Source organism: Cryobacterium sp. TMS1-13-1 (genome assembly GCF_004403125.1).
Lineage (GTDB): Bacteria > Actinomycetota > Actinomycetes > Actinomycetales > Microbacteriaceae > Cryobacterium > Cryobacterium levicorallinum.
Genome location: NZ_SOGX01000004.1, coordinates 430322 through 441645, shown reverse-complemented (window position 1 = coordinate 441645; position 11324 = coordinate 430322). Strand labels below are relative to the sequence as shown.

10 protein-coding genes and 1 tRNA gene are annotated in these 11324 nt (G+C 65.6%); 8 read left to right on the top strand and 3 right to left on the bottom strand.

Translation table 11 applies throughout. From position 1 onward, the window contains the following. Positions 1-272 precede the first annotated feature (272 nt). Both E3T31_RS03840 and E3T31_RS03835 read right to left on the bottom strand, forming a co-directional pair. The gene (locus E3T31_RS03840) at positions 273-707 is read right to left on the bottom strand and encodes a hypothetical protein (RefSeq protein WP_134467516.1); all 435 of its coding nucleotides are present in this window, start codon (positions 705-707) and stop codon (positions 273-275) included. Positions 708-939: 232 nt separating this feature from the next. Further along, positions 940-1015 (bottom strand) — tRNA-Lys (locus tag E3T31_RS03835). A 125-nt stretch (positions 1016-1140) separates the two neighbouring features. On the opposite strand from E3T31_RS03835, the gene E3T31_RS03830 reads away from it, so the two are divergent. Continuing rightward, positions 1141-1971: an inositol monophosphatase family protein gene (locus E3T31_RS03830; protein WP_134467515.1), complete on the top strand. Its 831-nt coding sequence runs from the start codon at positions 1141-1143 to the stop codon at positions 1969-1971. Between the two features lie 11 nt (positions 1972-1982). Here the strand turns inward: E3T31_RS03830 and E3T31_RS03825 are convergent, their stop codons facing one another. Then, positions 1983-2726: a trimeric intracellular cation channel family protein gene (locus E3T31_RS03825; protein WP_134467514.1), complete on the bottom strand. Its 744-nt coding sequence runs from the start codon at positions 2724-2726 to the stop codon at positions 1983-1985. Between the two features lie 54 nt (positions 2727-2780). Here E3T31_RS03825 and E3T31_RS03820 point away from each other — a divergent pair, with 54 nt between their 5' ends. The 7 genes from E3T31_RS03820 to E3T31_RS03790 all read left to right on the top strand — a co-directional run bounded on the left by E3T31_RS03820 (position 2781) and on the right by E3T31_RS03790 (position 11314). Continuing rightward, the gene (locus tag E3T31_RS03820; protein ID WP_134467513.1) at positions 2781-3224 is read left to right on the top strand and encodes an Rrf2 family transcriptional regulator; all 444 of its coding nucleotides are present in this window, start codon (positions 2781-2783) and stop codon (positions 3222-3224) included. A gap of 114 nt (positions 3225-3338) precedes the next feature. Next, positions 3339-4502 (top strand): globin domain-containing protein, encoded by a 1164-nt coding sequence (locus E3T31_RS03815; protein ID WP_134467512.1) that lies wholly within the window; start codon positions 3339-3341, stop codon positions 4500-4502. A gap of 39 nt (positions 4503-4541) precedes the next feature. Then, entirely contained in the window at positions 4542-6074 is a 1533-nt protein-coding gene (locus tag E3T31_RS03810; RefSeq protein WP_134467511.1) for a CYTH and CHAD domain-containing protein, read from the top strand. 124 nt (positions 6075-6198) lie between these two features. Beyond that, positions 6199-7386: a TerC family protein gene (locus E3T31_RS03805; RefSeq protein WP_134467510.1), complete on the top strand. Its 1188-nt coding sequence runs from the start codon at positions 6199-6201 to the stop codon at positions 7384-7386. Between the two features lie 133 nt (positions 7387-7519). Further along, the gene (locus E3T31_RS03800) at positions 7520-8407 is read left to right on the top strand and encodes a xanthine dehydrogenase family protein subunit M (RefSeq protein ID WP_134467563.1); all 888 of its coding nucleotides are present in this window, start codon (positions 7520-7522) and stop codon (positions 8405-8407) included. 13 nt (positions 8408-8420) lie between these two features. Then, complete coding sequence (locus E3T31_RS03795) at positions 8421-8924, top strand: (2Fe-2S)-binding protein (protein WP_092449329.1); 504 nt, start codon at positions 8421-8423, stop codon at positions 8922-8924. Further along, positions 8921-11314: an aerobic carbon-monoxide dehydrogenase large subunit gene (locus E3T31_RS03790; protein WP_134467509.1), complete on the top strand. Its 2394-nt coding sequence runs from the start codon at positions 8921-8923 to the stop codon at positions 11312-11314. The genes E3T31_RS03795 and E3T31_RS03790 overlap by 4 nt, the downstream gene beginning before the upstream one ends. The last annotated feature ends 10 nt before the right edge of the window (positions 11315-11324 follow it).

The window sequence follows — 11324 nt, the reverse complement described above, 5'->3', positions numbered from 1 at the left end:
CGAGCAGCTGCGCGTAAATCTGGATCGGCGGCAGATCCACGAACGAGTCCGAATTGACGACGTCGAGAATCTGCCGGCGGTCGGCATCATCGATCCTGTTCGCCGGGATCGGCGCCGGCAGGGCCACCGGGATGCGCGGTTTCCTGGTGGCGGTCGCTNCCCGGCCACCGGGATGCGCGGTTTCCTGGTGGCGGTCGCCCGAGGGATCCCGACCAGGTCAGCCGCGACGCGAGTCGAGATTCCTCGGCTGGCCAGTTCGCGGTAAGCGGTCATTACGGCAACGCGCGCGGTGTTTCGTCCCGCGAGCTCTTCGAAAGACTTTCGAGTAGCTCGTGCATTTTTGACATGATCTCCAACGCCACCCCCGTCGTTTCGAGCCGCTGCTCGGTCTGCGCGAGCTGGCGGCGCAACCGGGCGATTTCCGCTTGCTCCGGCGTTAACCGGCCAATCTTCTCGCCGGGTTTCTTCCCCGCGAGAACACCGGCGTCACGCAGCTTGCGCCACTCCGTGATCTGCGAGGAGTACAACCCTTCAGTGCGCAGATACGCGCCGCCCTCATGGTCCTTGATCGCCGCGTCATACGCGGCCAAATGGGCTAGCTTCTGCGCTGGGCTGAACGACCTTCTCGAGGTCGGACCACCAGCTCGCGGTCCGGAACTACTCATATAACTATCGTCGCGCACGGCGATCAAAGACGGGCTGGACATGGAGATGATTCCTGATTCTCGCCCTACGTCACACGGCGGAGTTGCTGTTAGCTACTGGCCTCACCCAACCCTGACACGTAGGGTTCTCGTGGCACGTGTTCAAGAACGTGGCACGTGTTCAAACCAGTGCGGGGAGCGCAAACACGTGCCACGAGCGCAAATCCGACGTGAAGACCCCGAACGGACACAAAAAAACCCCGCCGCACTGTCAAGCAGTGACGACGGGGATTGATGGTGCACCCCCCCGGACTTGAACCGGGAACCCACTGATTAAGAGTCAGTTGCTCTGCCAATTGAGCTAGAGGTGCATGTCAAGCAGCGGAACTATCCGCGGCAACGTGTAACCCTAACACCCCAAGAGGGCATGATGCCAATCGAGGCCGAAAAGCGGCGATGACCGGCATCCGTTCGTGAAATTACTATCCTTGAGACCGTGACCGAACCGCGAAACTACGCCCTTTCTGACGACCTGCAGCTGGCTCTTGCCCTCGCCGATGCTGCCGACGCGATCTCCCGTGCCCGCTTCACAGCGCTTGATCTGGTCGTCACGACCAAACCCGACCGCACCCCGGTGACGGATGCCGACCGGGCGGTCGAGCGCGCTATCCGCGACCGGCTGGCCAAACAGCGCCCCGATGACGGCATTCTCGGCGAGGAATTCGGCACGGCCGGATCAACCACGCGCCAGTGGATCATCGACCCCATCGACGGCACTGCCGGGTTCCTCCGCGGCATCCCGATCTGGGCCACGCTCATCGCGCTCGCCATCGACGGCGTCCCCGTGCTCGGCGTGGTCAGCGCCCCCGCGCTCGGCAAACGCTGGTGGGCCGCAACCGGCAGCGGAGCCTGGTCAACTAATACGACCGCCGCCGCCAGCAGCAGCAGCAAAGTGGATGCCGCCCCCACCCGCCTGCGCGTCTCCGGCATCGCGACCCTCGCCGAAGCATCCATCAGCTACGGCAGCCTGCAGCAGTGGGATCAAGCCGGGCACCTCGACGAACTCGTCACACTCTCGCGCCAGGTCTGGCGCACGCGCGCCTACGGTGACATGTGGTCGTACATGCTGCTCGCCGAGGGGCACCTCGACGTGGCCGGCGAATTCGACCTGCAGCCCTACGACATGGCTGCCCTGGCTCCGATCGTGCAGGAGGCCGGAGGCACGTTCACCTCGATCGACGGCCAGCCGGGACCGTGGCACGGCAGCGCCCTGGCCACGAACGGCCTGCTGCACGCCGCGACGCTGGCCGTGCTGAACCCGGCCTGACGGCGCCGAAACTAGACTCCGGCACCGGGATCGTCGGGATTCACACCGTTGCGGGCGTTGCGCGCATCGAGGCGGCGCTGCCGCCAAGCCAGGGGGTTGAGCAGCAGAATCGGTTTGGGGATGCGCAGCGCGTAGCCGGTCGGCAGAATCCAGCCGTAGCGTTTGGCCAGCAGTGACAGCGCGGCGCCGCTGAGAATCGCGACTCCGGTGCCGATCGCGACGAACCCGAGCTTGCTTAGGATGACCATTTCGGTGCTCGCGAGCAGCGCGCTCGTGGCGTAGAGCGTGTTTCCGCCAAAGATCGTCGGCACCTTGAGCAGCATAATGTCCCGCACCATGCCGCCGCCGACGGCCGTGATAATGCCGAGCAGAATCGCCGGGAGCCAGCCGAGACCGGCCTCGAGCGCCTTCTGCGCCCCGACCGCCGACCAGCAGCCCACGGCGAGCGCGTCGAGCAGCAGCAGCACGCGGCGGGTCCAGCGACCGTTGAAGGTCACGAAGTAGGCGATGACCCCGCCGAGGATGGCGCAGATCAGGTAGGCCGGGTCGAGCAGTGCGGCCGGCGTGCCCTGCTGCAGCAGCGTGTCGCGAATCATGCCGCCGCCAAGCCCGCTCATGATCGCGAGCACCACGAAGCCGACAATGTCGAGGCGTGCGGTGCGCGCGGCGACGCCGCCGAGAATGGCATTGGCGAGCACGCCCGCCAGGTCCACGAAGCGGATTACCTCAAACAGCGTCTCCGACTCAGTGTTCACTTGCCCCATTCTCTCCTACTCTCGGGGCGCGAGCCGCGCACCTACAGTTAGGGAATGAGGATCAATGCTTTTTCCGACGTGTGCCTGCGGGTCGTCATGCTGCTGGCAGCGGCGCCGGAGAGCGTCACGTACACCTCACGGGTCGTGGCCACCGAGGTCGGCACGCCCTACAACCACGTCACCAAGGCCATCATGCGGCTCCGCGAACTCGGTCTGGTCGAGGTCATCCGGGGACGCACCGGCGGCGTGCGCATCAGCATTCTCGGCCGCGAAGCCACCGTCGGGGCGCTGCTACGCCAGCTCGATACCCGCACCGATCTGGCAGCGTGCGACTCGCCCGATGGCCCCTGCCAGTTATTGAGCGGATGCGGCCTCCGCGGCGCCCTGCGCCGGGCGCGGGAATCCTTCTACCGCGAGCTCGACGGCATCGTCATCGCGGCTCTGCCACACGGAAAACCGAATGGACCGGTTCTGGTTGAACTCGGTCTGGTGCGGTAGGACTAAAGTCCCTAATTTCTACAACTTGTAGAAAACATCCGTTTAATTGGTATATCAAATGCTACTTTTGACGCAGACCCCACGAACGGGTGTCGCCACGCAGAAGGAGTATTCATGCTTTCGCCCCAGTCTCTCCCCTTCATCGAAGCCACCCTGCCGCTCGTCGGCGAGCGGATGCCCCAGATCGCGAAGAACTTTTACCACCGCATGCTCACCGCCCACCCTGAATTGTTCGACGGGCTGTTCAGCCGGTCTAACCAGAAGAACGGCACGCAGCAGCAGGCCCTCGCCGGCAGCATCGCCGTCTTCGCGACCCACCTGGTGCAAAACCCCGACACCACGCCGGAGGCCATGCTCTCCCGCATCGCCCACAAGCACGTCTCCCTCGATATTCAGCCCGAGCAGTATGACATCGTCTACAAGTACCTGTTCGAGGCCATCGCCGACGAACTCAGCGACGTCATCACCGCCGAGATCGCCGCCGCCTGGACCGAGGTCTATTGGCTGATGGCCCACGCCCTGATCAAGATGGAGAAGGGCCTCTACGCCGGACTCGCCAGCGACAAGCCGCTCGCCCCCTGGATCGTCGTGAAAAAGGAAGCGGCCGGAACCGACGCCGTCACGTTCACCCTCGAACCGGCCGACGACACCCCCGTGACACCAGCCCTGCCTGGCCAGTACGTCAGCGTCACCGCCGTCATGCCCGACGGTATCCGCCAGGTGCGTCAGTACTCCCTCTCGGCCGGCACGGCCACGACCCGCGTCTTCACCACCAAGCTCGACGCTGACGGCGAGGTCTCCCCTGTGCTGCACCGCGACGTACAGGTCGGTGACACGCTCATCCTCTCCGTGCCGTGCGGCGACATCACCCTCGATGCGGGCACCGGCCCGCTGATCCTGGCCTCGGCCGGAATCGGCTGCACGCCCAGCGCCTCGATTCTGCGTTCTCTGGTAGACACCGGCTCAAAGCGTGAGGTGCTCGTACTGCACGCCGAGAGCAACCTCGAGCGCTGGGCGCTGCGCGACCAGATGAACGAAGACGTCGCCCTGCTGGAGACGGCCGAACTCGAACTCTGGCTGGAGATCCCGAGTGAGGGCCACCACGAGGGCTTCATGTCGCTGGAGAACGTGACGATCCCGGAGGACGCCTCGGTGTATCTCTGCGGTCCGCTCCCGTTTATGCAGAGCCTCCGCTCCCAGGCGCTAAAGTCCGGCGTTCCGGCCGACCGCATCCACTACGAGATCTTCGGCCCCGACCTCTGGCTCGCGGGCGTCTGACCTCGGCAGCCTGGCGCGGGTCCCGCGCTAGGCTGAATCGTGGATACTAACGGCGGCATCGAGACAGAACTCAAGTTTGACGTCGACGAAACGGCGCCGCTGCCCCGGTTGTACGACCTTCCCGGGGTGCAGACGGTTGCCGCGCCGGTCACCCACGATCTCGAGGCCGTCTATTTCGACACGGCCGATCTTGTGCTCACCGCCCAGCACGTCACCCTGCGTCGCCGCACCGGCGGCGACGACGCCGGGTGGCACCTGAAACTGCCGCTGGATGCCGGGCGTCGGCGCGAAATTCACGCACCGCTGGGCAAGCACGTACTCGTTTTTAATGGGCACAGCGAAGCGGATTCCGTCCCCGAGACGCTCGCCCAACTCGTGCGGTTTCACGTGCGGGACGCCCCGCTCGTTCCCGTGGCCCGGCTGAACACCGAGCGGGTGGTGCATGCCCTGATCGGCGTGGGCGGCGAGACCCTCGCGGTGCTCTGCGACGACCACGTTCAGGCCGAGCGCCTCACCCCCGATCCGGCAACGGCGGCCTGGCGTGAATGGGAGCTCGAACTCGTCGATGGTCCGGACGACCTGCTCGACGCCGGGGAGTCCATGCTCGCGGCGAGCGGCATCCACTTGTCGCTGCACGCGTCAAAGCTGGCCCGCGCCCTCGGCGACCGGTTTCCCGAGCGTCCGGACGCGGCGCCCCGGCGGCCCCGGTCTTCGGGGTGGGCCGGCGACGTTTTGGTGTTGAACCTGCACGAACAGTACGAGGTGCTGCGCGCCCAGGATCCCCAGGTACGGCAGGCCACAGCCGGAAGCGTGCACGCCATGCGCGTCGCGACTCGGCGGCTGCGCTCGGTTCTCGCCACCTATCACTCCCTGCTCGATGCGACCGTTGTGCCGCACCTGCGCAGCGAGCTCGCCTGGCTCGGGGCCGTTCTGGGCGGCTCCCGCGACGAAGACGTGATGCAGCGCCGCCTCACAGACCACCTCGACCGCGAACCCGAAGGGCTGCTGCTCGGCCCGATTCGCGAGCGTCTCGGCAGTCGCGCGGATACTGACACCGACGCGGCGCACCACGCGCTCCTGACTGCCCTCAACAGCCACCGCTACTTTCGGCTGCTCGATGCCCTCGCGGCGCTCGTGACCTCACCGCCGTTCACCGCCGTGGCCAGGCAGGAAGCACGCACGGTCGTGCCGGCACTGATCAACAAGGAATGGAAGAAACTGCGCCGCGCGGTGCGAGCCGCCACGAAAACCGCGCCGGGCGCCGAGCGCGACCTCGCCCTGCACGAGGTGCGCAAGCGGGCCAAGCGGCTGCGCTATGCGGCTGAGACGGCGCATCCGCTCAGCCGCAAGCGCGCCGCCACGGTCAGTGCCTTCGCCCAGAAACTTCAAACCATTCTCGGCGACCAACACGACAGCGTCATCGCCCGCGAGCGCCTGCTCAAGCGCGGCGCGGTCGACGCCTACCTGCGCGGCGAGAACACCTTCAGCTACGGCCGCCTGCACGCCCTCGAGCAGCAGAAGGCAGCCGTAGCCGAGTCGAAGTTTTGGCAGGAGTGGAAGAACCGCCCGTGATTACCCGGGCGCGGACGAAGCGGTTAACCTAGGACAACCGCAAGCCGCCACTTTGCCGCCAAGAGTCACGCAGCATCCGCAACTGGGCTAGGCTCGCTGCCGCCACCTTAGGAAAGCAGGGTTCATGACTGTTACACCCCTCATCTGGGTCATCACCATCGTTGTCATCCTGGCTTTGCTCGCCTTCGACTACTTCTTTCATATTCGCAAGGCGCACGTTCCCTCGCTGAAGGAAGCCGCCGTGTGGTCCTCCATCTACGTCGGCCTGGCCATCCTCTTCGGCATCCTGGTCTTGGTCTTCGGCGGCAGCACGATGGGGTCGGAATACTTCGCCGGCTACATCACGGAGAAGGCGCTGTCCGTGGACAACCTGTTTGTCTTCCTGATCATCATGGCGAGCTTCCGGGTTCCCCGCGAAGACCAGCAGAAAGTGTTGCTGTTCGGCATCGTCTTCTCCCTGATTGCCCGCACCGGGTTCATCTTTCTGGGCGCGGCGCTGATCAATTCCTTCGCCTGGGTGTTCTACATCTTCGGCCTGATTCTGCTGATCACCGCGGGCAATCTGCTCAAGCCCGAAGCACACGGCGATAATCAGGTAGATAATTTCATGATCCGTCTGGCCAAGCGGAGCTTTCACACCACCGACCACTACGACGGCGACAAGCTGTTCACCATGCACGAGGGAAAGAAGGCCCTCACGCCCATGCTGTTGGTCATGGTGGCGATCGGCGGTACGGACATCCTGTTCGCGCTGGACTCCATTCCCGCGATTTTCGGGCTGACCCAGAACGTCTACATTGTCTTCACAGCGACCGCGTTCTCGCTGATGGGACTGCGCCAGCTGTACTTCCTGATCGACGGGCTCCTGGACCGGCTGATTTACCTCTCCTACGGCCTGGCGTTCGTCCTGGCGTTCATCGGCGTCAAGCTGGTGCTCCACGCGCTCCACGAGAACAATCTGCCGTTCATCAACGGTGGTGTACCGGTCCCGGTCGTGGAAATCAGCACGGGGCTGTCCCTGAGCGTCATCATCGGAGCGCTCACGATCACCGTCGTGGCCTCGCTGTTGAGTAAGGCGGGCAAAGCCCAGACCGCCATCAACAACGCGCGCCGCCACGCGGTCAGCTACCTCGATCTGGATTACACCGCTGATCTGGCCGAGCGCGAGCGGATCTACCGAATGCTAACCGCGGAAGAAGAACAGGTCCTGGCCATGGACCTGAAATACCGCGACAAGGCCAAGGACATCGACCGCATCCGAGAGCAGGTAGCTGAGGCGCATCGGCAGCATGACGAGTATCTGGCCCGGTAGAGCGCGCCGGAGCGCCTAACTTCGCCGAGGTCGTTGTTGACAGCGGGTGGGCGCGGGGAGCAAGCTGTGGCACACAACGGTGTCGCGCAATGATGCGTGGGGCCAAGGAACCTTCTTTCGTGAGGAGAAGCCCGTGCAGATTCCGGCTCCGTTCGATTATGTTCGTGCCAGTTCGGTCGAAAATGCCCTGGCCCTGCTCGATCGTCACGGGCCCGAGTCCCGGGTGGTCGCCGGCGGTCACAGCCTGCTGCCCATGATGAAACTGCGTCTGGCCCGGCCGGACTGGCTCATCGACATCAACGACCTGTTCGAGCTCGACTACCTGCTCGTTGAGCAGGGTGTGTTGCGGATCGGCGCCATGACCCGGCACACGACGCTGCTCGAATCCGACGAAGTCCGGCGGCTTTTTCCCATCGTCACCGATGCCGAACGGGTCATCGCCGACCCGATCGTGCGCAATCGCGGTACCATCGGCGGTTCGCTCTGCCAGGCGGACCCGGCCGAAGATCTCTCCACGGTGTGCCACGTGCTCGAAGCGGTCGCCGTCGTTCGCAGTCCGTCCGGTGAGCGGATGCTGTCGATGGCCGAATTCCATCGCGGCCCATACGAGACCGCGGTGGCCCAGAACGAACTGCTGATCGAGGTGCGCGTGCCGATTCGGGAGCGCTCCGGCAGCGCCTACGAAAAGGTCGAACGACGAGTCGGAGACTGGGCCGTGGCTGCGGCCGGTGCGAGCGTGACGCTCGCGGCCGACGGAACGATCAGCCACGTGGCCGTCGGCCTTACCGCGGTCGGACTGGAGCATAACGTCACCGAGGTCGAGGCTGTGCTCGTCGGCCAGGCCCCCACCGAGGAGCTCTTCGCCCAGGCGGGCCGCCTGTCGTCGCTAGCCTGCGCCCCCCTCGCCGACCAGCGCGGACCGGTCGACTACAAGCGGCACCTCGCCGACGAACTGACCCGCAGGGTGCTGCGGGCGGCCTGCCGCCGCGCCGCGGCATCCGTTTCTGAGATCACGATCTAGGAGTTGAGCCCTCATGCAAATCAGCCTGACCATCAACGGCACCGATGTCACCCGCGAGATCGAACCGCGCGTGCTGCTGGTGCACTTCATTCGCGACGACCTGCGGCTCACCGGAACGCACTGGGGCTGCGACACCAGCAATTGCGGCACCTGCGTGGTACTCATGGACGGCCAGCCGGTGAAATCGTGCACCGTGCTGGCCGCCATGGCCGACGGGCACACGATCACGACGGTGGAAGGGCTCGCCGACGGCGCCACGCTCGACCCGGTGCAGCAGGGCTTCATGGAGGAGCACGGCCTGCAGTGCGGTTTCTGCACCCCCGGCATGATGCTCACCGCCCGCGCCCTGCTCGACCACAATCCGCACCCCGAACCGCTCGAGATTCGCGAGGCCATCTCGGGGCAGATCTGCCGCTGCACCGGCTACGCCACCATCGTGCGGTCGATTCAGTGGGCCGCCGAGCATCCGCTCGTTGCCGCCGTTGACACAACCGAAGATGAAGAGGTGCGCGCATGACCATCCTCGAAGACCGCCCGTCGAACCCGGCGGCCGGCGACCACGACCGGCCAATCGGCCACGGACGAATGCAACGCAAGGAAGACCCGCGGTTCGTGCGTGGCAAGGGCCACTATGTCGACGACATCGTGCTGCCCGGAATGCTGCACGGTGCCATCCTGCGTGCTCCCGTCGCCCACGCCCGGCTGGTCTCGATCGACACCACCGCGGCGCTCGCCTACCCCGGCGTGCAGGCCGTGATCACCGGCACCGACCTGCAGGCCCTCGGCCTCGCCTGGGCGCCGACCCTCTCGATGGACGTGCAGGCCGTGCTGGTCACCGACAAGGTGCGCTTCCAGGGCCAGGAGGTCGCGTTCGTCGTCGCCGACGACCGCTACGCCGCCCGCGACGCGCTCGAGCTGATCCAGGTCGAGTACGACGTATTACCGCCGGTCGTCGACGCCCGCAAGGCGATGGACCCGGGCGCTCCCGTCATTCGCGACGACCTCGAGGGCCGCACCGACAACCACATCTTCGACTGGGAAGCCGGCGACAAAGCCGAAACGGATGCCGTCTTCGCGAGCGCCGACGTCGTGGTGAAGCAGGAGATCGTCTACCCGCGCGTGCACCCGGCGCCGATGGAAACCTGCGGCGCCGTAGCTGACTTCGACCCCATCGACGGCCGCCTCACCCTGTACGAGACGACGCAGGCGCCGCACGCCCACCGCACCCTGTTCGCGATGGTCTCCGGCATTCCCGAGCACAAGATTCGGGTGGTCTCCCCCGACATCGGCGGAGGGTTCGGCAACAAAGTCGGCATCTACCCGGGCTATATCCTCGCCGTCGTCGGCTCCATCGTCACCGGCAAACCGGTGAAATGGGTCGAGGACCGCTCCGAGAACCTCATGAGCACCTCGTTCGCCCGCGACTACATCATGCAGGGCGAGATCGCGGCGACCAAGGACGGCAAGATCCTGGCCCTGCGCACCAACGTGCTGGCCGACCACGGCGCGTTCAACGCCACCGCCCAGCCCACCAAGTATCCAGCCGGGTTCTTCCACATCTTCACCGGCAGCTACGACCTTCAGGCAGCGCACTGCACCGTGACCGGCGTGTACACCAACAAGGCGCCCGGCGGCGTGGCCTACGCCTGCTCGTTCCGGGTCACCGAAGCGGTCTACCTGGTCGAGCGGATGGTCGATATTCTGGCCCGCAAGCTCGAGATGGACCCGGCCGAGTTGCGCCTGAAAAACTTCATCAAGAAGGAGCAGTTTCCCTACGCCAACAAGACCGGCTGGGAGTACGACTCGGGCGATTACGAACCCACCATGCGGCTGTCGATGAAGATGGCCGGCTACGACGAACTGCGCCGCGAACAGAAGGAGAAACGCGAACGCGGCGAGCTCATGGGCATCGGCATCTCGTTCTTCACCGAGACGGTCGGCGCCGGACCGCGCAAGGACATGGACATTCTCGGCCTCGGCATGGCGGACGGCGCCGAACTGCGCATCCATCCCACCGGCAAGGCCGTCGTGCGCATCTCGGTGCAAAGCCAGGGTCAGGGCCACGAAACGACGTTCGCGCAGATCGTTGCGGAGGAGATCGGCATCCCCCCGGAGGACATCGACGTCGTGCACGGAGACACCGACCAGACGCCGTTCGGCCTCGGCACCTATGGCAGCCGGTCCACCCCGGTCAGCGGCGCCGCCGTGGCGCTCGTCGCCCGCAAGGTGCGGGAGAAGGCCCGGTTCATCGCCGCGGCCATGCTCGAGACCCGGCCGGAAGACCTCGAGTGGGAGAAGGGCCGCTGGTTCGTCAAGGGCGATCCGAGCGTGGGCAAGACCATAGCCGAGATCGCGATGGGCGCCCACGGCACGGTCGCGCTGCCCGAGGGTATCGACGGCAATCTCGACGCCGAGGTCACCTACGATCCGCCCAACCTCACTTTTCCGTTCGGCGCCTATATCTGCGTCGTCGACGTCGACCCGGGCACCGGCCATGTCAAGGTGCGCCGCTTCATCGCCGTCGACGACTGCGGCACCCGCATCAACCCGATGATCATCGAGGGCCAGATTCATGGTGGCCTCACCGACGGTATCGGCATGGCACTGATGGAAATCATCGAGTTCGACGACGAGGGCAACTGCCTCGGCGGCTCGTTCATGGACTACCTCATCCCCACCGCCATGGAGGTACCCGACTGGGAGACCGGCTTCACCGTGACCCCGTCGCCGCACCACCCGATCGGAGCAAAGGGCGTTGGTGAGTCTGCCACGGTCGGGTCACCGCCGGCCGTCGTCAACGCCGTCGTCGATGCCCTCGCCCCGTTCGGCGTGGTGCACATGGACATGCCGTGCACACCATCCCGGGTCTGGGAGGCCATGCAGGGCCGCACGAGACCGCCGGTTTAGCATGCCCGAG